Source organism: Amycolatopsis sp. cmx-4-61 (genome assembly GCF_046548775.1).
Lineage (GTDB): Bacteria > Actinomycetota > Actinomycetes > Mycobacteriales > Pseudonocardiaceae > Amycolatopsis.
Window position 1 is genome coordinate 701,782 of sequence record NZ_JAEBEI010000001.1, and the last position, 23,758, is coordinate 725,539.

Annotated in this window: 22 protein-coding genes; 11 read left to right on the forward strand and 11 right to left on the reverse strand. The window is 72.2% G+C overall.

The window, feature by feature from the left end; all coding sequences use genetic code 11:
• Positions 1–81 precede the first annotated feature (81 nt).
• The 3 genes from ACLJOU_RS03425 (at position 82) to ACLJOU_RS03435 (ending at position 4,544) form a co-directional block, all read left to right on the forward strand.
• A complete protein-coding gene (locus tag ACLJOU_RS03425) occupies positions 82–2,145 on the forward strand; it encodes a PhoX family protein (protein WP_410562987.1) in 2,064 nt (687 codons plus the stop codon).
• A gap of 88 nt (positions 2,146–2,233) precedes the next feature.
• Entirely contained in the window at positions 2,234–3,853 is a 1,620-nt protein-coding gene (locus ACLJOU_RS03430; protein ID WP_410562989.1) for an SdrD B-like domain-containing protein, read from the forward strand.
• A gap of 13 nt (positions 3,854–3,866) precedes the next feature.
• Positions 3,867–4,544, forward strand: a complete 678-nt coding sequence (locus ACLJOU_RS03435; protein WP_410562992.1) for an SDR family oxidoreductase — start codon at positions 3,867–3,869, stop codon at positions 4,542–4,544.
• A 121-nt stretch (positions 4,545–4,665) separates the two neighbouring features.
• Here the strand turns inward: ACLJOU_RS03435 and ACLJOU_RS03440 are convergent, their stop codons facing one another.
• Genes ACLJOU_RS03440 through ACLJOU_RS03450 form a run of 3 tightly spaced genes read right to left on the reverse strand, consistent with a single transcriptional unit; the run spans position 4,666 to position 8,470 of the window.
• Positions 4,666–5,973 (reverse strand): amidohydrolase family protein, encoded by a 1,308-nt coding sequence (locus ACLJOU_RS03440; protein ID WP_410562995.1) that lies wholly within the window; start codon positions 5,971–5,973, stop codon positions 4,666–4,668.
• 23 nt (positions 5,974–5,996) lie between these two features.
• The gene (locus tag ACLJOU_RS03445; protein WP_410562997.1) at positions 5,997–6,650 is read right to left on the reverse strand and encodes a response regulator; all 654 of its coding nucleotides are present in this window, start codon (positions 6,648–6,650) and stop codon (positions 5,997–5,999) included.
• Complete coding sequence (locus tag ACLJOU_RS03450) at positions 6,647–8,470, reverse strand: sensor histidine kinase (protein WP_410562999.1); 1,824 nt, start codon at positions 8,468–8,470, stop codon at positions 6,647–6,649. Before ACLJOU_RS03450 ends, ACLJOU_RS03445 begins: the two co-directional genes overlap by 4 nt.
• Positions 8,471–8,643: 173 nt before the next feature.
• On the opposite strand from ACLJOU_RS03450, the gene ACLJOU_RS03455 reads away from it, so the two are divergent.
• Positions 8,644–9,345 (forward strand): ABC transporter ATP-binding protein, encoded by a 702-nt coding sequence (locus ACLJOU_RS03455; RefSeq protein ID WP_410563001.1) that lies wholly within the window; start codon positions 8,644–8,646, stop codon positions 9,343–9,345.
• Complete coding sequence (locus tag ACLJOU_RS03460; RefSeq protein ID WP_410563003.1) at positions 9,342–11,585, forward strand: FtsX-like permease family protein; 2,244 nt, start codon at positions 9,342–9,344, stop codon at positions 11,583–11,585. The genes ACLJOU_RS03455 and ACLJOU_RS03460 overlap by 4 nt, the downstream gene beginning before the upstream one ends.
• 105 nt (positions 11,586–11,690) lie before the next feature.
• Here ACLJOU_RS03460 and trmB read toward each other — a convergent pair whose 3' ends face one another.
• The 6 genes from trmB to ACLJOU_RS03490 all read right to left on the reverse strand — a co-directional run bounded on the left by trmB (position 11,691) and on the right by ACLJOU_RS03490 (position 16,643).
• On the reverse strand, positions 11,691–12,386 hold the full coding sequence (gene trmB, locus ACLJOU_RS03465) for a tRNA (guanosine(46)-N7)-methyltransferase TrmB (protein ID WP_410563005.1): 696 nt from the start codon (positions 12,384–12,386) through the stop codon (positions 11,691–11,693).
• A gap of 62 nt (positions 12,387–12,448) precedes the next feature.
• Complete coding sequence (locus tag ACLJOU_RS03470) at positions 12,449–13,000, reverse strand: hypothetical protein (RefSeq protein WP_410564698.1); 552 nt, start codon at positions 12,998–13,000, stop codon at positions 12,449–12,451.
• A 173-nt stretch (positions 13,001–13,173) separates the two neighbouring features.
• The gene (locus ACLJOU_RS03475) at positions 13,174–13,929 is read right to left on the reverse strand and encodes a hypothetical protein (RefSeq protein WP_410563006.1); all 756 of its coding nucleotides are present in this window, start codon (positions 13,927–13,929) and stop codon (positions 13,174–13,176) included.
• A complete protein-coding gene (locus ACLJOU_RS03480) occupies positions 13,926–14,840 on the reverse strand; it encodes an ABC transporter ATP-binding protein (RefSeq protein ID WP_410563007.1) in 915 nt (304 codons plus the stop codon). The genes ACLJOU_RS03475 and ACLJOU_RS03480 overlap by 4 nt, the downstream gene beginning before the upstream one ends.
• A gap of 97 nt (positions 14,841–14,937) precedes the next feature.
• Positions 14,938–15,687 (reverse strand): ABC transporter permease, encoded by a 750-nt coding sequence (locus ACLJOU_RS03485; protein WP_410563009.1) that lies wholly within the window; start codon positions 15,685–15,687, stop codon positions 14,938–14,940.
• Between the two features lie 17 nt (positions 15,688–15,704).
• On the reverse strand, positions 15,705–16,643 hold the full coding sequence (locus tag ACLJOU_RS03490) for an ABC transporter ATP-binding protein (RefSeq protein ID WP_410563011.1): 939 nt from the start codon (positions 16,641–16,643) through the stop codon (positions 15,705–15,707).
• Between the two features lie 198 nt (positions 16,644–16,841).
• Here ACLJOU_RS03490 and ACLJOU_RS03495 point away from each other — a divergent pair, with 198 nt between their 5' ends.
• Together ACLJOU_RS03495 and ACLJOU_RS03500 are read left to right on the forward strand one after the other, a co-directional pair.
• Positions 16,842–17,429, forward strand: a complete 588-nt coding sequence (locus tag ACLJOU_RS03495) for a TetR/AcrR family transcriptional regulator (RefSeq protein WP_410563013.1) — start codon at positions 16,842–16,844, stop codon at positions 17,427–17,429.
• A complete protein-coding gene (locus ACLJOU_RS03500) occupies positions 17,426–18,370 on the forward strand; it encodes an SDR family NAD(P)-dependent oxidoreductase (RefSeq protein WP_410563014.1) in 945 nt (314 codons plus the stop codon). The genes ACLJOU_RS03495 and ACLJOU_RS03500 overlap by 4 nt, the downstream gene beginning before the upstream one ends.
• Here the strand turns inward: ACLJOU_RS03500 and ACLJOU_RS03505 are convergent.
• Both ACLJOU_RS03505 and ACLJOU_RS03510 read right to left on the reverse strand, forming a co-directional pair.
• Positions 18,367–19,023 (reverse strand): response regulator, encoded by a 657-nt coding sequence (locus ACLJOU_RS03505; RefSeq protein ID WP_410563017.1) that lies wholly within the window; start codon positions 19,021–19,023, stop codon positions 18,367–18,369. The two genes, ACLJOU_RS03500 and ACLJOU_RS03505, sit on opposite strands and share 4 nt — an antisense overlap.
• Positions 19,020–20,174 carry a sensor histidine kinase gene (locus ACLJOU_RS03510; protein ID WP_410564699.1) on the reverse strand — a complete coding sequence of 385 codons (1,155 nt, stop codon included), beginning with the start codon at positions 20,172–20,174 and terminating at the stop codon, positions 19,020–19,022. The genes ACLJOU_RS03505 and ACLJOU_RS03510 overlap by 4 nt, the downstream gene beginning before the upstream one ends.
• A 219-nt stretch (positions 20,175–20,393) precedes the next feature.
• Between ACLJOU_RS03510 and ACLJOU_RS03515 the strand changes: the two genes are divergently transcribed.
• The 4 genes from ACLJOU_RS03515 to ACLJOU_RS03530 are packed head-to-tail and all read left to right on the forward strand — an operon-like array spanning position 20,394 to position 23,748.
• Positions 20,394–21,908 carry a dynamin family protein gene (locus tag ACLJOU_RS03515; RefSeq protein WP_410564700.1) on the forward strand — a complete coding sequence of 505 codons (1,515 nt, stop codon included), beginning with the start codon at positions 20,394–20,396 and terminating at the stop codon, positions 21,906–21,908.
• 60 nt (positions 21,909–21,968) lie between these two features.
• Positions 21,969–22,616 carry a hypothetical protein gene (locus tag ACLJOU_RS03520; RefSeq protein ID WP_410563019.1) on the forward strand — a complete coding sequence of 216 codons (648 nt, stop codon included), beginning with the start codon at positions 21,969–21,971 and terminating at the stop codon, positions 22,614–22,616.
• A gap of 44 nt (positions 22,617–22,660) precedes the next feature.
• Positions 22,661–23,137, forward strand: a complete 477-nt coding sequence (locus ACLJOU_RS03525) for a hypothetical protein (RefSeq protein ID WP_410563021.1) — start codon at positions 22,661–22,663, stop codon at positions 23,135–23,137.
• Positions 23,134–23,748 (forward strand): TetR/AcrR family transcriptional regulator, encoded by a 615-nt coding sequence (locus tag ACLJOU_RS03530; protein ID WP_410563023.1) that lies wholly within the window; start codon positions 23,134–23,136, stop codon positions 23,746–23,748. The genes ACLJOU_RS03525 and ACLJOU_RS03530 overlap by 4 nt, the downstream gene beginning before the upstream one ends.
• Positions 23,749–23,758: the final 10 nt, after the last annotated feature.

Below are 23,758 nucleotides of genomic sequence, written 5' to 3' on the forward strand. Positions count from 1 at the left end.
GACGTTCACCTGAATGTCCGGAAAGGCTGGTTTTGGGAGTTTACGGTCGGTTCGTTCCCGAACTCCCCACCTGGAGGCCTCGTGCCCGACCGTCTGCTCCCGCTCTTCCCCGCCCACCCGGGCGGTCGCTCCCCGGTCACCTGCGAATACCGCTGCGGCAACGCGTGCGCCCACCCCGAGGCCAACGAGTCCGGCAACGCGTACTTCGGCGACGTCGTCAAGGACATCTCCCGCCGCCGGGTCTTCAAGGCGGGCGCCGTGATGGCCGCCGCCGCGGGCGGGTTCGCCGCGCTTTCCCCGGGCACCGCGGCCGCCGAGCCACTGCGGAAGCCGCGTCCCCGTCCGGTTCCCGGCACCGGCTTCACGCCGGTCCCGCCGAACAAGCTCGACGCGGTCAGCATCCCGGACGGCTACGCCCAGCGGGTCGTCGTCCGCTGGGGCGACCCGGTCGTCGCGGGAGCGCCGAAGTTCGACTTCGCCAAGCAGACCGCGGCCGCGCAGGCCCGGCAGTTCGGCTACAACAACGACTTCGTCGGCCTGATTCCGCAGGACCCGCTGGGGTGGTCGAACCTGCTCGTGGTCAACCACGAGTACACGACCGAGGTCCACATGTTCCCGGCCGGCCAGTACGACCCGGCCAACCCGACCGAAGAGCAGGCGAAGATCGCCTGGGCGGCGCACGGCCTCTCGGTGCTGCAGGCCCGCCGCGACCCGGTCCACGGCGGCCTCGAGGTCGTCCCGAGCCGGTACGGCCGCCGGATCACCCTCGACACGATCTTCGAGGTCCGCGGCCCGGCCGCCGGTTCGAAGTTCCTGAAGACGTCGGCCGACCCGAGTGGGCGCAAGGTCCGCGGCACGCAGAACAACTGCTCCGGCGGCGTGACGCCGTGGGGCACGGTGCTCTCCGGCGAGGAGAACTTCGACCAGTACTTCGCGAACTCCGACAAGGTCACCGACCCGGTCGCGGCGGCGCGGCTCAAGCGCTACTCCGTCGGGGCCAGCGCGAGCACCCGCAAGTGGGAGCGGTTCGACAAGCGCTGGGACGTCGCCCAGGAACCGAACGAGCCGAACCGGTTCGGCTGGGTCGTCGAGATCGATCCGCACGACCCGGACTCGACGCCGGTCAAGCACACCGCGCTCGGCCGCTTCAAGCACGAGGCCGCGAACATCAAGATCGCCGCCGACGGCCGGGTCGCCGTCTACTCCGGCGATGACAGCCGGTTCGAGTACATCTACAAGTTCGTCTCGAAGGGCAAGTACAAGCCCGGCAACAGCGCGCACGCCCGGCGTCACAACTCGGCGCTGCTCGACGAGGGCACGCTGTACGTGGGCCGCTTCACCGGCGACAGCCCGGCCGCGGAGATCGACGGCACCGGCAAGCTGCCCGCCGACGGCGAGTTCGACGGCCGCGGCGAGTGGATCCCGCTGGCCAGCGGCGACAAGTCCTTTGTGGACGGGTTCACCGCCGAAGAGGTCTACGTCTTCACGCGCCAGGCCGCGGACAAGGTCGCCGCCACGAAGATGGACCGGCCGGAGGACATCGAGCCGAACCCGGTCAACGGCCGGATCTACGCGGCCCTGACCAACAACAGCGACCGCGGCGCGGCGGGCAAGGCCGGCGTCGACGAGGCCAACCCGCGGGTGGGCAACAAGAACGGCCACATCCTGGAGTGGGAAGAGGACCGCGGTGACGCGGCCTCGACCCGGTTCTCCTGGCGGCTGCTGCTGGTCTGCGGCGACCCGAAGGCGGCGGACACCTACTTCGGCGGCTTCCCGAAGGACCAGGTCAGCCCGATCTCCTGCCCGGACAACGTGGCCTTCGACCGGCACGGCAACCTGTGGATCTCCACCGACGGCAACGCGCTCGGCGCGAACGACGGCCTGTTCTCGGTGCCGGTCACCGGGCCGGAACGCGGGCACGTCAAGCAGTTCCTCTCGGTGCCGGTCGGCGCCGAGACCTGCGGCCCGGTCGTGACCGACGACCTGGTGCTCGTCGCGGTCCAGCACCCGGGGGAGAACGCGGCGAGCTCGGCGAACCCGACGTCGCACTGGCCGGACGGCGGCACCGCGCAGCCGCGGCCGGCGATCGTCTCGGTGTGGAAGCAGGGCCGCTTCGGGCGGCCCGGCCGCATCGGCGAACGCTGACGCAACCGGGCCCGCACCGGCCGAGGTTCACTCTTAAGTGGACGGTTCTCGGCCGGTGCGGGCCCGTGCCGCGCGCCATAGTCGAAGGGTGACCTTCTCGCGACGGGCGACGGCGGTGGTGGTGGCGGTGATCGCCGCGGCCGTGGTGCCCGCGTCCGCGTCCGTCGCCGACGACGCGGCGCCGGTCTGCGGCGGGCTGGCGGCGAACCCGAGCGTCGAGCTGACCGCGCGCAACGGCGCCCCGGACGGGTACCTGTTCGCCCCCGCCGCCCCGGTCCCGCCCGGGACACCGGCCGCGAAGGTGCCCAAGCTGCTGACCGAGCAGGAGTACGCCGTCGACGGCCAGCGGGCGGCGGTCATCCAGACGCCGGACGGCAAGACGAGCACCGCCTACCAGACCGAGCGGTTCGTCCCCGGCGGCGTCTACACCCTCAGCGTCTGGACCGCCTCGCGCGCGCCGCGCTACGAACCGGCCACCGGCCTGCGGTTCTACGACGCCACCGGCACGCAGATCCAGGAGACGAAGCTCGTCGCCGACCACTTCGCCGGCGACGGCACCCTCGCCGAGCAGCACTTCCCGGCGGCGACGGCGCCGGCGAAGGCGGCCGCGGTGAAGTTCTTCGCCACGACCACCCTCGACCGGCTGCACTGGGACTGCGTCGACCTCCAGCTCGCGGCGTATTCGGTGAAGAAGGAAGTGCAGAACCCGGCGACCGGCGCATGGGCGTCGTTCGCGACGGTCACCGCGGGCGAAACCGCGCACTACCGCGTCACCGTGACCAACGAGGGCACGCAGGACCTCACCGGGATCACGGTGACCGATCCGTGGTGCGCCGGGTCGTTCGAGCCGTTCGCGCTGGCCGCGGGCGCGAACCGGCAGCTGACCTGCGACCACCCGGACCTCACGGTGGCCGACAGCGGGCACGTCAACACCGCGAAGGTGACCGGCGTGCACTACCCGGGCGGCACGCTGGGCGACAAAACGGCGTCGGCGACGATTACCGTCGACCCGCCGCCCGCGATCGCGAAGATGGGCGACTTCGTCTGGGCGGACCGCAACCGCGACGGCCTGCAGGACCCGGACGAGCCGGGCGTCGCGGGCGTCAAGGTGACGCTGAAGGACGGCGCGGGCGGCACGGTCGGCACCACGACGACCGACGACAAGGGCAAGTACGGCTTCGAGAAGCTGAAGGACGGCACGTACCAGGTCTGCTTCGCCGTCCCGGCGGACTTCACCGCGACCCGCCGGAACGCCGGCAGCGACGACCGCGACTCGGACGCCGGCGCGGACGGCTGCACCGCGCCGCGCACGGTGGGCGGCCCGTCCCACGAGGACCTGGCGGCGGACCTCGGGCTCCTCTCCCCGACGAACCGGATCGGCGACTTCGTCTGGACCGACACCGACGGCAACGGCCTGCAGGACCCGGGCGAACCGGGCCTCGCCGGCGTCAAGGCGGTGCTGAAGGACGCCGGCGGCAAGGAGGTGGCGAGCGCCGTCACGGGCCCCGACGGCTCGTACGGCTTCGACGGCCTCGAGGACGGCACGTACCAGGTCTGCTTCACCCTGGAGGAGCACCACCCGACGGCCCGCCACGCCGGCGACGACACCCGCGACTCCGACGCGGACCCGGCGTCCGGCTGCGCCGACCCGCGCACCCTCGGCCCCGGCAAGCGCGAAGACCGCACGGTGGACGTGGGCTTCGCGTAGTTACGGTGTGACCATGACGGATCTCCCCTTCGCCCTGGTGACCGGCGCCTCCCGCGGTATCGGCGCGGCCATCGCCCACCAGCTGGCCCCGACGCACCGCCTCCTCCTCGGCGGCCGCGACACCGAAGCGCTGGCCGCGCTGGCGAAGGAGCTGCCGGGTGCGAAACCGTGGCCGGTGGACGTGACGAACCCGGCGTCCCTCGCCTCGGCGGTCGCGGACATCTCGTCCCTGGACGTCCTGGTCCACTCGGCGGGCGTGGCGCGCCTGGGCCGCATCGAGGACGCCGGTGCCGAGGCGTGGCGCGACAACTTCGAGGTCAACACCCTGGCGGTGGTCGAGCTGACCCGCCTCCTGCTCCCGGCGTTGCGCGCGGCCCGCGGCCACGTGGTGGTGCTCAACTCCGGAGCGGGCCGCACCGCCCGCCCGGGCTGGTCCCCGTACGCGGCGAGCAAGTTCGCGGTCCGCGCGTTCGCCGACGCCCTCCGCGAGGAGGAGCCGGAGATCCGCGTGACATCGGTCTACCCGGGCCGCACGGACACGGAGATGCAGCAGGAGATCTTCGCGGGCGAAGGCCGCGAGTACGACACTTCGCACCTGCTGAGGGCGGACTCGGTGGCCACCGCGGTGGTGACGGCGGTGTCAGCCACCGCGGACGCCCACCCGACGGAGATCATCCTCCGCCCGCGCTGACCAAGGCGACCCCCACCCTCTCCGGGGGGCGTCCCAAGTCCAGTCTATCGGCCCCCACCGACGAACCGGCCGAATCGGCCCCGCGCGCCCGGAGTTGTCCACAACCTCGTGCCCCTGTGGATCAAGCCCGCAGCCGGGCCGCCGTCTCGGCCACCCCGGCCTGCACCTTCGCCCGGTCCACCTTCGTCGACTCCCCGTCCGCCACCACCTGCTCGCCGGCGACCCACACGTCCCGCACCCGCCGGGATCCCGCCGCCCACACCAGGTTCGACAGCAGCTGCACGTCCGGCACGTCCAGCCCGCACGCGAACGCCGGGTCGTCCAGGTCGACGTGCACCAGGTCGGCCCACCGGCCCGGCTCCAGCGCCCCGATGTCCGGCCGCCCGAGTGCGGACGCCCCGCCGCGTGTGGCCAGGAGGAACACGTCCGCCGCCGTCAGGATCGTCGAGTCGCCCGTGGCCAGGCGGGCGAACATGGCCGCGAGCTGGAGTTCTTCCCACAGGTCGATGTCGTCGTTGGACGCCGGGCCGTCGGTGCCCAGCCCGACGGCGACCCCCGCGGCCCGCAGGTCCGCGATCCGGGCGATGCCCGAGGCCAGCTTCGCGTTCGAGCCCGGGCAGTGCGCCATGCCGACGCCGTGGGCCGCGAACAGCGCGATGTCCGCATCCGACAGGTGGATCGCGTGCGCCGCCAGCACCCGGCCGTCCAGCATGCCCAGCTCGCGAAGAAGCGCCGGCACCGAACCGTGGGAAGCACGCACCGCAGTGTCTTCCGCGGCCGCCTCGGCCACGTGGATCTGCACCAGCGCACCGCGTGCGGCCGCCGACTCCGCCGTGGCGCGCAACCCGGCGGACGAGAGCATGTACGCCGAGTGCGGGCCGTAGCCCAGCTCGATGCGGTCGCCGTGGCCGAAGCGGAGGCCGTCCGTGTCGATCCAGCGCTCGATCGCCGCCAGCTGGGTCTTCCAGTCCAGGCCCGGCAGCTCCATCACCGGCGGCGCGACCAGTACGCGGCCGCCCGTCGTGAGGACCGCGTCGACCAGCTGCTCGCCTTCGAAGTACATCTCGGCACTGGTCGTGACGCCGTGGCGGAGCATCTCGACCGAGCCCAGCAGCATGCCGGTGCGGACGTCCTCCGGGCGCAGCTTCGCCTCGGCGGGCCAGATGATCTCGTTCAGCCAGGGCAGCAGCGGCAGGTCGCCGCCCATGCCGCGCAGCAGCGTCATCGGGCTGTGCGCGTGCGTGTTGACCAGGCCGGGGAGCAGGATGCCGGTCAGGGTGGTGACCGGTGCGGCGGATTCGGGGGCGGTGGCCGCCGGTCCGCAGTACGAAATGCGCCCATCGGCGTCGACATCGACGACCGCGTCACGAAGAAGGGAACAGGACGGGTCGGCGGGGAGAACGACAGGGGCGTGGAAACGGCGTTGCATCTCTGGATACTACGCACCCGAAATCACGAAACGACTCCGCTCCGCCACGCCCACGCGGCGGTCTCCACGCGGTTCCGCGCGCCGATCTTGCTCTGCACCGACGCCAGGTGCGTCTTGACCGTCGACAGCGACATGAACAGCTCCGCGCCGATCTCCGTGTTCGTCAGCCCGCGGGCGGCTGCCTTGACGACGTCCAGCTCCCGGGCCGTCAGCGGCTCGGACGGCGGCGGCACCTTCGCCTTCACCGCGCCCGAGCCGTCGAAGTGCTTGAGCAGCCGCACGGTGATCTGCGGCGACACCAGCGCGTCGCCGCGGTCGGCCGCGCGGACCGCTTCGATCAGCAGCGCCGGGCCCGCGTCTTTCAGCAGGAAGCCGGACGCGCCGTTGCGCAGCGCCGTGTGGACGTACTCGTCGAGGTCGAACGTCGTGACGACGACCACCTTCAGCGGGTCGGTCACGTCCGGCCCGGCCAGCTGCCGGGTGACCTCCAGGCCGTCGAGCCCGGGCATGCGGATGTCGAGCAGGCAGACGTCCGGGCGCAGTTCGCGGGCCTTCGAGACCGCCGAAACGCCGTCCGCGACGTCGGCGACGACCTCGATGTCGTCCTGGGCGTCCAGGATCATGCGGAAGCCCATCCGCACCATCTCCTGGTCGTCGGCGATCAGTACCCGGATCACTCGTCCCCTTCTCCGGCGGCCAGCGGCAGCCAAGCTTCGACGCGCCAGCCGCCGTCCGGGCCCCGCCCGGCCGACAACCGGCCCTTGAGCAGCGCGACGCGTTCGCGCATGCCGACCAGACCGTAGCCGCCCGAGCCGCCGGCCGGCCGGTGCGCCGTCTCGCGCCCGTTGTCCGTCACCCGGAGGTGCAGCTGGGAGCCCGCCGACGCACTCCCTCCCGCGGAGGCGGCATCGGACACGACCTCGGCGACGACGAACGCCTCGGTCGCACCCGAGGCGTGCTTGCCGACGTTCGTCAGCGACTCCTGCACCAGCCGCAGCGCCGAGCGGCCGACCTCGTGCGGCAGGTCCGGCGGCAGGTCCAGGTGCATCGACGTCGGCACGCCGTGGTTGGCCGACTCGACCAGTTTCCGCAGATCGGCGCCGAGGTCGGTGGTGGCCTGCTCGCTGAACTCGCTCATCCCGGCCGGTGCGTCGCCGCGCATCGAGCGGACCAGCCGCCGCATCGCCGCGAGCGCCTCGACACCGGCGTTCTCGATCCGGGCCATCGCCTCGACCGCGATCTCGGGCTTCTGCTCGGCCATCATCCGCGCGGCCTGCGCCTGCACGACGATCCCGGTGACGTGGTGGGCGACGACGTCGTGCAGCTCGCGGGCCAGCGCCATCCGCTCGGCGGTCTGCGCGTCGGCCACCGCCGACTGGACGACCGTCGTGCGCTCGGAGTCGCGCGACCGCAGCATCATGCCGATCGCGATGGAGACGCCCAGCAGCAGCGCCGCGGTGAACGCCAGGACGGAGAGGATTTGCGGATCGGTCGTCAGGCCGGAGGGCTTGTTCGAGTTGACGATCGCGCCGAACGCCACGACGGCCGACAGGACGCCGATCCGCGGCCACGACTGGCTCAGCCCGCGGGCCCGGGTCACGTTCACCACCACGCCCATCCCGGCGATGACCTGCACCGCCGGGATGCCGCCGGGCATCGGGTAGTCGTAGCGGAGCTGCAGGAACGGCGTCACGGCCGCGGACACCAGCATGATCCCCGCGACGCCGAGGAGCGCGTCGGCGGGCCGCCGCGGGGAGAGCACCGCGATCACGGCGGCGACGAGCGAGCAGAACAGGATCGGGAACCCGCGGGCGTTGCTTGAGTACGTGTAGCCGAACTCGAACAGCAGCGCGAACCCGAGCAGCCCGACCAGCGGCCACTGCCCCATGGCCAGCTCGTTCACCCGCTGCAGCGTCCGCGTCCGCGGGTCGGCCCTCGGGCGGCGGTCCCGCAGCGTGATGGCCGGCACCAGCGGGCCGGCGAGCAGCAGCAGGCCGAACAGCAGCGCCTGCGAGCCGGTGCCGCCGTCGATGTCGCCGACACCCGCGTACCGGCCGAACACGGCGACGAGCCCCGCGACGACCAGGAAGCCGACCACGCAGAAGGCCACGCCCGCCCGCGCCCGGCGGGCCACGTAGTAGACCATCAGCACCCCGGCCACGACCTCGGTGATCGTCACCTTCGGCAGCACGCTCGAGTACGGCGGGATGTGGAACGCGTGGATGAAGAGGGTGGAGAAGATCAGCACCCCGCCGCCGGCCACCCCGGCGACGGCGGCCCGCTTCTGGGCCCACACCGCGCAGGCGGTCATCGCGAAGATGCCCGGCAGCAGGCCGAAGTCGACGAAGCGGGGGCCGTGCTCGTCGAGCGCCGCCTGCGTCGTGAAGACGACGTCGAACAGCAGCGCGGCGAACAGGACGGCCAAGGGCACGCCGATGCGCCGCACCAGGGCGCTGGTGCGGGTGTAGAGCGTTTTCGGCAGGGGCGTGGCAGGCACGATGTGACGTTACGTGATTCCCCGGCACCGGCACCTTGGCCGAGTGGCCCGCGCTCCCTCGGCCGATCGGCCGAGGCCGGCCGGGGTGTGACTGGCCGTCTGCCCGAAGTGGCCGGCCCCCGGTCTCGGCGAAGCTCGTCGGCGGCAAGATCCGAACCGAGAGGGAGAACCTCGTGGACCCGAACACTCCACACGCGACGAACGGCCCGGTGCTCTCCGGCCGCGGGCTGGTGAAGCGCTACGGCAGCCAGTTCGCCCTGGCCGGCATCGACATCGACATCCAGCCGCGGGACGCCGTCGCCATCGTCGGGCCGTCCGGCTCGGGCAAGACGTCGCTGCTGCACGTCCTGGCCGGGATCCTGCGGGCCGACGACGGGCAGATCTTCCTGGCCGGGCAGCGGATCGACCACCTCGGCGAGAAGAAGCGCAGCGAGCTGCGCCGGACCGAGTTCGGGTTCGTCTTCCAGTCCGGGATGCTGGTTGCGGAGCTGTCGGCCGAGGAGAACGTCGCGCTGCCGTCGCTGCTGGCGGGGCTCGGGCGCAAGGAGGCCATCGACGCCGGCCGCGGCTGGCTTGCGCGCCTCGGCCTGGCCGGCAAGGAGAAGCGCCGTCCCGGTGAGCTCTCCGGCGGCGAGGCCCAGCGCGTCGCGATCGCGCGGGCGCTGACCCACCGGCCGAAGGTGATCTTCGCCGACGAGCCGACCGGCGCGCTCGACACGCGCACCGGCCGCGAGACGATGGACGCCCTCCTCGGCGCCGCCCACGAAACCGGCGCCGCGGTGATCGTGGTGACCCACGACCGCGAGCTGGCCGAGTCGATGCCGAAGACCGTGGCCATCCGCGACGGCCTGATCGCGACGAGGCTGGCGGCGTGAACTCCCTCCAGATCGCCCTGCGGGTGCTGCGGGTGGACCGGCGGACCCGGACGTCGGCGATCCTCACCGCGATCGGGGTGGCCGTCGCGACCGGGCTGGTGCTGCTGCTGGCGACGCTGCCGTTCGCCACCCAGAACCGCGAACAGCGCGCTCTTTGGCAGGGCGAACACCACGTCGGCTACCAGCTCGACGGCCCGCAGAAGCTGCTGTTCAACTCCGCCACGGACTATTTCGACGGGCAGCAGATCGTCCGCGTCGACATCGCGCCGGTCGCCGGTGCAGGGTCGATCGCCCTGCCGCCGGGCGTGCCGCAGCTGCCGGGGCCGGGCGAGACCGTCGTGTCCCCCGCGCTCGGCCGGCTCCTGCAGGCCAGCCCGGCCGCGCAGCTCGGGGACCGGTTCGGCAAGCCCGTCGGTGCCCTCGGCGAGGGTGCCCTCCGCTTCCCGGAACAGCTCGTCGCGCTCGTCGGGCACACGCCGGACGCGATGCCGGAGAACGCCTACCCGCTGACGGCTTTCCCCAGCGGCAAGGCGAGCCCGGACCCGCTGCTCATGCTGCTGTCCTGGGTCGGGATCATCGTGCTGCTGGTGCCGAGCCTGGTGCTGGTCGCGTCCTCGGCGCGGCTGACCGCCGCCCGCCGCGAACGGCGGCTCGCCGCGATCCGGCTGGCCGGCGCGACCCCCGGGCAGGTCACGAACATGGTGGCCGCCGAGACGACGTTGTCGGCGGGGATCGGGGCGCTGCTCGGCCTGCTGCTCAGCCCGGCGCTGCACGGCCTCGCGTCGTTCGTGCCGTGGGCGGGCGGCACCTGGCTCGCGTCCGACTTCGCGCTGCCGGTGGGCCTGACGGTGGCCGTCGTCGTGGCCATCCCGGTGCTCGTGGTGCTGGCCGGTGTCCTCGGGCTGCGCCGCGTCCTCAAGAACCCGCTGTTCGCCACCGGCGGCCACACGAAGAAGCCGCTGCACTGGTGGCGGCTGCTGGCCCTGCCCGCGGCCGGGGCGTTCTTCCTCGTCGCGGTGACGACGGCGAAGGAGTACGGCGGCATCGGGTTCGTCATGGCCGGCCTGTTCTTCCTGGTCGGCTCGGCCGCGATCGTCGGACCGTGGGTGACGTCGGCGGTCGGCGGCACGTTCGTCCGGGTCTGGCGGCGGCCGTCCGCGCTGCTCGCCGGCCGCCGCCTGCGTGACGACCCGAAGGGCGCCTACCGCTCGTCCGCCGGGATCGTGCTCGCGGTGTTCGCCGGGTCGATGGCGCTGACGCTGCTGCCGACGTTCGAATCGATGGCCGGCGGCGGGCGGTCCTTCACCGACTCCGTCCTCTACGTCGACGCCGACAGCCGGCACGCGAGCGCCATCGTCGAGCAGGCCAACGCCTCCCTGCAGAAGTACGGCCAGCAGGAGAAGGCGGTCGCCGTCGGCGAGGTCTACCTCGTCAAGGGCACGGGCAACGACCGCCACGGCCACCGCGCCCTGGTGATGACCTGCGCCGACGCCGTCAAGCTGACCCGCTTCGGCCTCACGCCGGAGAACTGCGCGGGCGGCCCCGCCGTCTTCGGCGACTCGGCCATCGACCTGGCGCAGTACCGGCTCGCGGACAACTGGGAGGGCCCGGCGGTGGCGGTCCGGTCGGGGACGCGGGCGGAAGTCGTCCACCCCGCCGACGCGGACCTGTCGAGCACGTCGATCGTCGACCCGGCCGCGCTGCCGGACGGATTCACGCCGAAGTACGTCACGGTCGTCGCGCCGACCACCGACGCGAACCGTGAAATCGTCCGGACGGCGCTCGCCGCGCCGGCCGCGGGCGTGGAGATCGGCAGCCGTGACCAGTACCTGTTCAACCAGCAGACCGAGCTCGGCGACCTGCGCCGGGTCACGGTGATCGGGCTGCTCGCGGCGGGGATCCTGGCCGGCTGCAGCGCCGCGGTCGCGACCGCGGGCTCGGTGATGGACCGCCGCCGCACGTTCGGGGCGCTGATGGCCGCGGGCACGCCGGTGCGGGTGCTGGCGAGGGCGTTGCGGATGGAGGCCGCGCTGCCCGCGCTGGTCGCGACCATCGGCGCGGGAATCGTCGGGGTACTGGTCGGTGTTGGGCTCTACAGCATGGTCGACGAGCGCGGCATCGTGCTCAGCCCGTGGCTGCTGGCGCCGGTGGTGCTCGGGGTCGGGGTGGCCCTGCTCGGCGCGTCGGTCTGCACGCCCGCCCTCAAGCGGGTCCAGGCGGAGCCGCTGGCCGACGAATAGGCGTTCGCCTCCCTGTCGGGGGAGGGGCGGACACCGGGGGTAGTGAGCTGAAGGGGACTTTCTCCGCAGGGGATCCGGGGAGAGTCCCCTTCAGCGCTTCTCGAATCAGCGCCGTTCGAAGATGAGGTCGTGCGAGACGCGGCCTTCGACGTCGGCGCGCTGCTCGAACTTCGTCACCGGCCGCCACTCGGGCCGCGGCGCCCAGCCTTCGTACCGGTTTTTCAACGCCGGCTCGGCGGAGCAGACCTCGAGCATCTGCTCGGCGTAGTTCTCCCAGTCGGTCGCCATGTGGAAGGTGCCGCCGGGCGCGAGCCGCGACGCCACGAGCGCGGCGAACGACGGCGACACGATCCGCCGCTTGTGGTGCTTCTTCTTCGGCCAGGGGTCCGGGAAGAACAGCCGGACGCCGTGCAGCGAGTCCGGCTCGACGTGCTCGGTCAGCAGCACGACGGCGTCGCCGTGCAGCAGCCGCAGGTTCTCGACGCCCAGCTTTTCGGCGCGCAGCATCAGCTGGCCGAGGCCCGGGTCGTAGACCTCGGCCGCGACGTAGTTCAGCTCCGGCGCGGCGGCGGCCAGCTGCGAGGTCGTCTCGCCCATGCCGGAGCCGACCTCCAGCATCACCGGCGCTTCGCGGCCGAACCACTCGGTGAAGTCCAGCGTCCCGGCGGGCAGCTCACCGACGGTGCGACCCAGTTTCGGCCACAGTTCGTCCCACGCGCGTTGCTGCCCGACGGTCATCCGGCCGCCGCGCTTGACGTAGCTGACCACGCTGCGCAGCCGGGGCTGGTCTTCGTTCTCCACCCATGGAATGTAGCTGGGCGCGCCGCGCCTCCGTCGAGGGTGGTGGCGGGGGCATGGATGGACTAACGAACGGCTTCGAACACCCCGAGCCGAGATCGCAGGCCCGCCAGCCCGGCGACCGGGATCGGGTCCGGCGTCCGGCCCGTGTGCGCGGGGAGGACGTCGATCCAGCCGGTGTGCCGGTCGGTGTTCATCACCGTCGTGGGAATCGCGTGCCCCGATTTCCCGCGTTCGGACGGCATGAACTCCCAGTAGCCGGATTCGCCGTCCGCGGCCCACGGGACGAATTCCCACCCCGGGCGCCGGCCGAGCAGTTGCGCGATCCGGTCCTCGACGCGGAAACCCTGTTCCCGCGAATCGAGCTTGCCGTCGGCGACCGCGCGCAGCCACCACGGCGCGGGGATCGGGCCCGCCATCCCGGCCGAAGCGCGGAACAGGGCCAGGACGCTGTCTTCGGGTGCGCGGTGCACCCACGCCCGCCGGAGCTCGGCGGGTGTCGCCGCCGTCATGGCGGCCTGCGGGAGTTCGATCGCCCGCGACCATTCGAGGTCCAGCATGGGTTCCAGCCGGGGAGCGTCGTCTTCGACGCGGGCCCGGGGAATCGTGCCGCCCAATTCTTGCCCGGTGTCCACCGTCAAGATTCACCTCCAGGGGAGCTCAGACGGTTCCGGTGCTCACTTCGAATATTGCCTGGTCGTAGCAGTATGTCCGGCCCCTGTGAGAGAAGCCACAGGTGTTTCACCTTTTGTTAACAAGGATTTGTGGAGTAATGAGACCGCGGTCACGCTCAGGCGTCGCGCCGAGCCGTCACGAGCACACCGGCCACGAACAGGGCCACGGCGATCGCGGCGAAGTAGCCGAGGTACCCCCAGGGGCCGAGCGGCGCGGCGGGCAGCTGGAACGCGCCGCCGGTGAACCCGCCCGCGCCGACGAACTGGTCGGCCGCGTGGAAGGGCATCCACTGGTAGATGTGCTTGCCGATGCCGGGGACGAAGACGAGGACGCCTTCCAGCACCTGCGTCCACACGAGGACCACCGTCAGCGCGAAGGCGACGCTGCGCAGCAGGAGGGCGACGCCGACCCCGGCGACCGCGGTGAACAGGAAGACCACGCTCTGGCCCAGCACCGAACGCCAGGCGGCGGCCGAATGCAGCGCGAGGTCGGCGTCCGGCTGCACCAGCGACGCCAGCCCCCAGGAACCGAAGCCGACGAGCAGCCCGAGCACCGCGCCCAGCACGCCGACGACCGCGACCTTGGCCACCAGCGCGGGCACCCGGCTCGGCACCGCCTGGAACGTCAGCCGCATGGTGCCCCAGTTGAACTCCGACGCGGTCGCGAGCACCGCGAGGACGAGCAGCACGGTCCGGCCGTTGCCGCTGGCGAGCTGGGTGTTGCCGACGGTCGCCGGGATCTCCGGGCCGGCCAGCGCGAAGAACAGCGCGGTGAAGCCGAGCGGCGCGGCGAGCGCGATGGCCAGGCACCACCACGGCGCCCGGGTGCTGAAGAGCTTGATGCGCTCGGCGCGGAGGAGGTTGGTGATCATCGGGAGGCCTCCGGGGACGACACCGCGAACTCGACGGCGTCACGGGTGAGGTCGAGGTACGCCTGCTCGAGCGAGCCGGTGATCGGGCTCAGCTCGTGCAGCGTCGCGCCGGCGTCGAAGGCGAGCTGCCCGATCCGGTCACTGTCCACTCCGGACACCACGAACGCGCCGCCGGTTTCGGTGAACTCGGCCTGCCCGGTCAGCGCCGTCCGCAGCCGGTCGGCGTGCGGGGTGCGGACGCGCACGCCGTGTGCACTCGTCTGCGCGACGAAGTCGGCCATCGTGCCCTGGTAGATCAGCCGGCCGCGGCCGATGACGACGAGGTCCTGCGCGGTCTGCGCCATCTCGGGCAGCAGGTGGCTGGACACGAACACCGTCCGGCCTTCGGCGGCCAGCGAGTGCAGCAGCTGCCGGATCCAGGCCATGCCCTCGGGGTCGAGGCCGTTGACCGGCTCGTCGAACAGCAGCACGCGGGGGTCGCCGAGCATGGCGGCGGCGATCCCGAGCCGCTGCTGCATGCCGAGGGAGTACTGCAGGACGCGCGTCTTGGCGACGCTGGTCAGGCCGACCAGCGCGAGCACCTCTTCGACGCGCTTGTCCGGGATGCCGTTGGTCGCGGCCAGCCAGCGCAGGTGGTCGCGCCCGCTGCGGCCGGGGTGGCGCCAGGTGGCGTCCAGCATCGCGCCGACCGTCCTCAGTGGATCTTTCAGCTGCCGGTACGGGACGCCGTCGACGAGCACCCGGCCCGCGTCCGGGGTGTCGAGGCCGAGGATCAGCCGCATGGTCGTGGACTTGCCGGCGCCGTTCGGGCCGAGGAACCCGGTGACGCGCCCCGACCGCGCGGTGAACGTCAGTCCGTCGACCGCGGTGGTGGCGCCGTACCGCTTGGTCAGTGCGCTGGCTTCGATCATGGGGCTCCCCGTCCGTCGGGGGAAGCCTACTGCGAAACGGGAATCCGGGTCGCCCCCCGACAGCGCGACCCGGATTCCCGTTTTCCCCTTTATCCCCTCAAGCGTCCCGCTTCTTCGCGACCCCGAGCGCGACGAGCAGGAACACGATCGCGATGCCGGCGAAGTACGCCAGCGCCCAGCCGGGGCTCAGCGGCGAGTCCGACGGCGCCGGGCCGTCGACGACCGCCGAGCCGCGCAGGAACTTGTTCGCCACGTTGAACGGCAGCCACTCGTGGATGTGGCTCCCGACCTTCGGGATCAGCTGCACCAGCTGCTCGGCGGCCAAGTAGTAGATGAGCAGCAGGGCGATGGCGCCGGCGCTGTGCCGGATCAGGACGCCCAGCGCGACCGCGAGCACCGCGCTGATCGCGAACACCGGCCCGAGCCCGGCGACGTTCAGCCAGTCCTGCGTGGTGTGCAGGCCGAGGTGGTCGTTCGGCCGCATGAGCATGGCCAGGCCCAGCGCGCCGAACGCGCCGATCTCGCCGATCACCAGTGCCATCAGCGCGACGACGACGGCCTTGGCGATCAGCGCCGGCGAGCGGTGCGGCACCGCCTGGAACGTCGTGCGGATGGTGTTGAAGCGGTATTCGGTGGTCACCGCGAGCGCGGCGAGCACCATGACGACGGCGATGCCGAACTGGGAGCCGCCGAACTGCGTGGCCGACACCGCGATGGGCGAGTCGGCGGGCGACGCGCCGGCCAGGATGGCCGCGAAGCCGATGGTCAGGGCCAGGGTGATGAGCGCGCACCACCACGGCGAGCGGGTGCTGAACAGTTTGATGCGTTCGACCGCGAGCAGGTTCATGATCTTGGTTTCCCCGGTTACTTGGCGGACTCGAGCACGTGCTGCGCCTCGGCGTCGAGGCCGGTGTGGTACTCGACGGAGTCGCCGGTGATCTGCATGAAGGCCTGCTCGAGCGAGCCGGTCTGCGGGCTCAGCTCGTGCAGCACGATCCGGTTCGCGGCGGCGATCTCGCCGATCTTGTCGCTGTCCATCCCGGACACCACGAGCGCCTTCTCGTCCCCGGTGACGCCGGCGCTGGCGCGCTGCAGCGCCTCGCGGAGCTCGGCCAGCTGCGGCGAGCGCACCTTGACCGTGTTCTCCGCCGCGCGGGCGACGAAGTCTTCGGTCGACGACTGTGAAATCAGCTGTCCGCGCCCGATCACGACGAGGTTGCTCGCCGTCAGCGCCATCTCCGAAAGCAGGTGGCTCGAGACGAAGACCGTGCGGCCTTCCTCGGCCAGCCGGTGCATGAACTTCCGGATCCAGAGGATGCCCTCGGGGTCGAGGCCGTTCACCGGCTCGTCGAAGAGCAGCACCTCCGGGTCGCCGAGCAGGGCGGCGGCGATGCCGAGCCGCTGCGACATGCCGAGCGAGAACCCACCGGCGCGCTTGTTCGCGACGCTGGTCAGGCCGACGATCTCGAGCACCTCGTCGACGCGGGCGGCCGGGATGCGGTTCGACTTGGCCATCCACAGCAGGTGGGCGCGCGCCGAGCGGTTCGGGTGCACCCACTTCGCGTCGAGCAGCGCACCGACGGTGCGCAGCGGCTCCTTGAGGTCGTGGTACTTCTTGCCCCCGATGGTGACCTGGCCGCCGGTCGGGTTGTCCAGGCCCAGGATCATCCGCATGGTGGTGGACTTGCCCGCGCCGTTCGGACCGAGGAAGCCGGTGACCTGGCCCGCGGCCACGGAGAACGAAAGGTTGTTCACCGCCAGCGTCTTTCCGTACCGTTTGGTGAGGCCGGTTGCCTCGATCATGACTGCTCCTCTTCCGCCCCTCGCTTACGACGCGTTCATCGTCGCGGGTCGAGGCCGGTTCGCGCGTCACCCTGTAGGCCGAACCGTTCCCCCTACCTGAGTAGTACCTTGCTGGCTCTTCGGCCGATGCGCGATCCGTGATGACCCTGAGCCGACCCTGATTCGCCACCCATTAATGAACTGTGGTTCAATAATGGCGTGGCCCGGCCGAGGAGCATCACCGACGACCGGCTGCTGAGTGCGGCCGAGACCGTGATCGGCCGGTTCGGCCCCGGGTTCACGCTCGCGCAGGTGGCTGCCGAAGCGGGCGTCTCGGTCGGCACGGTCGCGCAGCGGTTCGGCTCCAAGAGCGGCCTGCTGCAGGCGATGAGCCGGCGGGCCACGCGGCGGGCGGTCGAGCAGATGCGGGAGTGCGCCGAGCGGGCGGACGACCCGGTCGACGGCCTGCGCGCCGCGGCCGTGTCGGTCTACGCGGTGCTCGGCGACGCCGAAGAAGCGGCGAACCACCTGGGCCAGCTCGGCGTGGACATCGGCGACCCGGTGCTGCGGTCGCTGCTGGGCGAGCACTTCACGGCGGTGGAAGAAGAGCTGCGGCGGCTCGTGCGGGCGGCGGCTTCGTCGTTGCCGCACGCGCCGAGCGTGCCGCGCGCGGCCCGTGCGGTGCTCGGGGTGATCAACGGGGTGTCGTTCGACTGGTCGATCCGGCCGCACGGACGGCTCGCCGACCGGCTGGCGGAGGACGTCGACGCGGTGCTGTCCGCGTGGCGGGGACGGGAGGACGCATGAGTGAGCTCGCGAACGAAGCGAATCGGGCACTGAGCTTGGCAGGCAAGGTCGCGGTGGTCACCGGGGCGACGCGCGGGTGTGGCCGGGCGATCGCGGTGGAGCTGGGCCGCGCGGGCGCGACGGTGTACGTCACCGGCCGCACGACGCGCGAAACGGTGTCACCGATGCGGCGCCCGGAGACGATCGAGGAGACGGGCGAACTGGTCGAGGCGGCGGGCGGCAAGGCCGTCGTCGTCCGCTGCGACTTCACCTCGGTGTCCGATGTGGACGCGCTACGAGCGCGGATCGAGTCCGAAGTGGACGGCATCGACATCCTGGTCGACGACGTCTGGGGCGGCGACATGTACTTCCACTTCGACGCGCCGTTCTGGGAGACGCCCCTGGAAGACGCGCTCACCCTGACGCACAACGCCCTCGACACGCACTTGATCGCGTTGCACCGGCTCCTCCCGCTGGTGGTCGCGCGCCGGGGCCTGGTGCTGGAGGTGACCGACGGCGACAACGACGACTACGTCGGTGCGGGCCTCCCCTACTACCTGGCGAAGTGCGGCATCCGCGCCCTCGGCCGCGCGCTCGGCGTCGAGCTGAAGAAGAACGACTGCGTCGGCCTAGCCGTGACGCCGGGCTTCCTGCGCTCGGAATCGATGCTCGACCACTTCGAGGTGACCGAAGACAACTGGCGAGACGCGGTCGGCAAGCTGGCGCCGGTGGACTTCAAGATCTCCGAGACGCCGTACCTCCTGGCGCGCGGCGTCGCGGCCCTGGCCCAGGACCCGCAGGTCGCCCGCTTCGCGGGCCGGACGCTGGCGTCCTGGACGCTGATGAAGGAGTACGGCTACACCGACATCGACGGCGACCGCCCGGACTTCGGCCGCTGGCTCACCGAAGTCCGCAACGCGGGCAAGGACCCGGCCACCACCCCACCGGACGGCTACCGCTAAGCCAGGCCGGGGCGGGCGAGACCGGTTTCGTAGGCCAGCACCACCGCCTGCACCCGGTCCCGCAGCTCCAGCTTCGCCAGGATCCGCCCGACGTGCGTCTTCACCGTCGCCTCCGACAGGAAGAGGGCCTCGGCGATCTCCAGGTTCGACATGCCCTTGGCGATCAGGACCAGCACTTCGCGCTCGCGGTCGGTCAGCACGTCCAGCTCGGCCGTGTCGCGCATCGGTGAGCCGCCGGTGCCGACGAACCGGTCCAGGAGGCGGCGCGTCACCGACGGCGACACCACCGCGTCGCCCGAAGCCACCGCGCGCAACGCCGACACGAGGTGGTCGGGCTGGGTGTCCTTCAGCAGGAACCCGCTCGCCCCGCCCTGCAGTGCCGCGTAGACGTACTCGTCGAGGTCGAACGTCGTCATCACCAGCACCCGCGCGGTGCCGTCGGCGACGATCCGCTTCGTCGCCTCGACGCCGTCCAGCACCGGCATCCGGACATCCATCAACACGACGTCGGGCCGCAGCTGCGACGCCAGCTCGATGGCCTGCGCGCCGTCGCCCGCTTCGCCGACGACGTCGATGTCGGCCTGCGCGCCCAGCACCATGCGGAACCCGACGCGCATCAGTTCCTGGTCGTCGACGACCACCACCCGGATCACTTGTCCAACCTAACCGGCAGGGCCGCGCGGACCTGCCACCCACCGCCCGGAGCGGGGCCCACGTCCAACGTGCCGCCGTACAGGTGGGCGCGCTCGCGCATGCCGATCAGGCCGTTCCCGCCCGGCAGCCGTGGTTCGCGGCCGGCCGGGACCAGCTGCGGGACGCGGCCGGCGCCGTCGTCGGACACGAGCACCTCGACCAGGTCGCCGGTGCGCTGCACCCGCACCGACGCGGTCGCGCCGCGCCCGGCGTGCTTGAGCGTGTTCGTCAGCGACTCCTGCACGATCCGGTAGATGCCCAGCGAGACGCCGGCCGGCAGGTCGCCGAGGTCGCCGAGTTCCAGGTCCACCGGCACCCCGGCGGCGCGCATCCGGTCGGCCAGCTCGGCGACGGCGTGCGCGTCCGGCTGCGGCACCCGGGGTTCGCCGTCGGCGTCGTCGCTGCGCAGCACGTCCAGCAGGCGCCGCAGCTCGCCGAGCGCGCCGCGGCCGGTCTCGGAAATCGTTTGCAGGGCCCGCTGGGCGAGCTCGGGGTTGCTCTGGAGCGCGTAGGACGCGCCGTCGGCCTGCACCACCATGACGCTCACCGCGTGTGCGACGACGTCGTGCAGCTCGCGGGCGATCCGCCCGCGCTCCTCGGCCACCGCGATCCGGGTGGCCTGGTCCCGTTCGGTCTCGAGCAGGTGCAACCGGGCCTCCACTTCCACGTCGTAGGCACGCCGGGCCCCGACGAACTCGCCGAGGGTCCAGCACAGCGCGATCCCGAACGCGAGGAACAGCACCGAGACGACGAGTTCGTCCGCCGGGCCCAGCGCAAGCTGCACGGCCGACCCGGCGACGACGGCACCGACGTACACCAGCCCCTGCCGCCGCCCCGCGTAGACGACGACCGAGTAGATGCTCATCGCCAGGCCGGCGACGCTCGAGATGCCGAGCTGGAGCGTGCCGTGCACGACGCTGATCACCAGCACGACGTACGCCGACCACAGCGGCGACTTCCGCCGGAACACCAGCGGCGCCACCATGGCGAGGTTCACCGGCACGGCGATGTACCAGGGCGGCATTTCGGCGAATTCGGCGAAACCGTCGGCGACGAACAGCAGCAGGTCGACCAGGCCGAGCAGGACGGCGAGCACCGTGTCGCCCGCCATGGGGTGGGCACGCATCCAGAGGCTCAGCCGTCGCACCCTCCCAACAGTAGGTCGCGCGGCCGGGAGCGCGCGTCGGTCGCCGGTACCACCTTCGGTGCGACCTGGGGATGAGGCGCATGGCACGATTCAGGAGTTGTCCGCACGGGTTGTCCGCATGTCGGGGGAGGGCTGGGGGCCGTGACGTCACCGGAGCAGGGCCGGCTCGCCGGTCCGCTGTCGATGTCGGTGGCCAACCTGTGCCACCGCCTGCAGCCGCAGGTCTCCGCGCGCACCGCCGCCGGGTTCGCCGAGGTGCTGCGCCGGCTCGGGGCGCCGCTGCAGGTGGCCGTCGCCGGCCGGATCAAGTCGGGCAAGTCGACGCTGGTCAACGCGCTGATCGGGCGCCGGGTCGCGCCGACCGACATCGGCGAGTGCACCCGGCTGGTGACCCGGTTCCAGTACGGCACGGTGGACCGCGTCGAAATCGTCTTCACCGACGGCCGCAAGCAGGTGCTCCCGTTCGCCGCCGACGGCATGATCCCCGCCGAGCTGGGCGTCGACATCGAGCGGGTGTCGCACATCGAGGCGTACCTGACCAACGCCGTCCTGCAGGGCATGACGGTGATCGACACCCCGGGCCTCGGCTCGCTCGACGCCGCTTCGGTGTCCCGCACCGAGCAGCTGCTGGGCGCGGCGAAGCACCGCAAGGAAGCGGACGAAGAAGGCTCGGACGAGCTGGACGACACCTCGCGCAACGCCGTCGCCGGCGCGGAAGCCGTGCTGTACGTCGTCACCCAGGGCGTCCGCGCGGACGACCAGCAGGCCCTCGCCGCCTTCACCGCGGCCACGGCGAGCCGCGAGGCGGGCCCGGTCAACGCGATCGCCGTGCTCAACAAGGCCGACACCATCGCGCCGGAGTCGGTCGAGGGCTCCGGCGGCGACGTCTGGAAGGCCGCGACGCTGCTGGCCGAGAAGCAGGCGTCGACGCTGAAACCGCGGGTGGCCGACGTGCTGCCGGTGATCGGGCTGATCGCCGAGTCCGCCGAGTCCGGCGGGTTCACCTCCGCCGACGCCGAGGCGCTGCGGCAGCTCGCCGGCCTCGACGACGACGTCCTGCAGACCATGCTGATCTCGGCCGACATCTTCACCAGCTGGGAGTGCGACGTCCCGGCCGGCACCCGGCTGCGGCTGCTGGAGAAGCTCGACCTCTTCGGGATCTCGCACGCCGTCGACGCCATCCGCAAGGAACCCGAGATCACGGCGGGCGCGCTGCGGCGGGCGCTGCTCGACGCGTCCGGCCTGGAAGCGGTCCGCCAGCGGCTGGCGGTGGTGTTCGCCGCGCGCGCCGACGGCATCAAGGCGGCCGCGGCGCTGGCGTCGGTGACGGCGCTCGCGCACGCCTCGGCCGACCCGGCGGAACGCCAGCGCGTCCACGACGCCATCGAGGTGCTGCTCGCCAAGCCCGAGGCCCACCAGCTGCGGCTGCTCGAGGCGCTGACGCTGGTCGCCTCCGGCGCGGTCGACATGCCGGAGGACCTGTCGGAAGAGGTGCTGCGGGTCGGCAGCAACGCCGACATCGGCGCCCAGCTCGGCAAGCCCGGCGCCCGGCGGCCGGAACTGGCCGCGCACGCGCTCGAGCGCGCGGGCTGGTGGCGTTCCTTCGCCTCCTTCGGGGCGACACCCGCCCAGAGCCGCGTCGCGCACGTCGTGCACCGCGCGTACTTCTTGATCTGGCAACAGCTCCGGGAAGCTTGAGTTTGTCTCTCCTTGCCCGACTTCGCCTGGTGAGCGCCTTATCCCGCGTACTGTGAAAACGTGCGACTGGAAAACACGACATCGTGGCGAGCGGGTTGGAGCAGCGAGAACGAGATCGACGCCGCGCTGTACATCCGTGACGCCCTCGCGCTGTCCGTTTCCGAAGGACAGGTGCTGCCGCCCGTGGAGCCGCAGGTCCCGGTGCACGTCCCGGCCGGGATCGACCGCGCGGCCGTCCAGGCGCAGTGGGCCGACTGGTGGGTCGACCTGCTGGCCTTCCTGCGCAACCGCGAGGACCCGGATCCGCGCAGTTCGCGCTCCCGCTACGGCAGGCCCGCGCTCGCGGCGGGTTCGGCGATCCGGCAGGCCCTCGACTTCTTCGGTCCGGCCGCGGCCCGCCACTTCGCGAACGCGCGGGGCCCGGCCCTGCGCGGCGCGGGCGAGCCGTCGGGCGGCACCCCGTGGGCCCCCGGTTTCTACCGCCGCCAGATCGTCGCCGGCGAGCGGCTCGGCCAGCTGGTCCGCGAGGCCGAGGTCCGGCTGGGCCGGCGCGCGTACCCCTTCCGCCTCAACGTCATCGAGATCTCGGTCGCCGGTTCGATCTGGCTGCGCACGGCCGAAGACCAGCTGCTCGTCTCCTCCCGCCTCGCCGAAAACGGCCCGAACCTCGAAGCCGTGCTCCGCGAGGTGATCGACCAGCTCGCCTGACCCCGGCTTTCATAAACCGAGCGCGCGGTCTGATAATGAGCGGCATGGAGACGACCGTCGACGAGCCGTCGTGGCTGCGCACCGGGTCCTGGGTCGGCTGCCCGCTCATCGGGGGCGCGCTGGGCGTGGGGGTCTGGGCCATCGCGGCCTGGGTCAGCGACCTGCCCGCGTTCCCGTTCCAGGGCGTGTTCAAGGTGCTCACGAAGCTGCCGCAGCCGTGGGCGACGCTGGCCGCGGTCGCCGGCGGCCTCGGGCTCGGCCTGGTGTTCGCCGCGATCTGGGCCCACGATCGGCTCGTCGTCCGGGTGTCGCCGACCCGGGTCACGCTGGTCCGCGGCGACAAGACCCGGCGCATCGAGGCCGAGCTCGCGGCCGTCTACCTCGACGGCAAGGAGCTCGTCCTGCGCACCACCGACGGCCGGGAGATCGCCCGCGAGAAGACCGACCTCACCGGCCGCGAGCTGGCGCCCGCCTTCGCCGAGCACGGCTACCCCTGGCAGGACGAGCCGGTCGAGCGATGAGGACCGTCGACCCGGCCAAGCACGCGGCCAAGCGCCGCGCGATCGTCGACGCCGCCGCCGGCTGTTTCGCCGGGAAGGGGTTCGAGCGGACGACGACGGCGGACATCTGCCGTGCCGCGGGCATCAGCTCCGGCAGCCTCTTCCACTACTTCCCGAACAAGCGCGCGGTGTTCACGGCGATCTTCACCGACGACGCCACCGAGACGGCCGCGCGCCTCGAAACCGCCGCCGAGGCCGGCGACCCGCTGGCCGCGCTGCTCGACGTCGTCGCGGAACTGGCGGGCCAGGTCGCGCAGCCGGGGGTCGTCCGGATCGTGCTGGAAGCCGCCGCGCAGGCCGCCCGCGACGAGGAGTTCGCCCAGCTGATCCACCGCAACGACGCTGCCCTCCGCGACGGTCTGGCGGTGCTGGTCCAGCGAGCCGTCGACGCCGGGTCGATCGACCCCGGCGTCGCACCGCGGGCGGCCGCGGGCTGGGTCGCCGGGCTGGTCGACGCGATGATTTCGCGGGCCAGTCTCGACCCCGGCCTCGATCTGGCCGCCGAACAGGCGATCCTCCGGACGATCCTGATCCGGTTCCTCCGCCCGGTTGCGCTCCCGGACGGCGGCTGAGTCCGCCAGA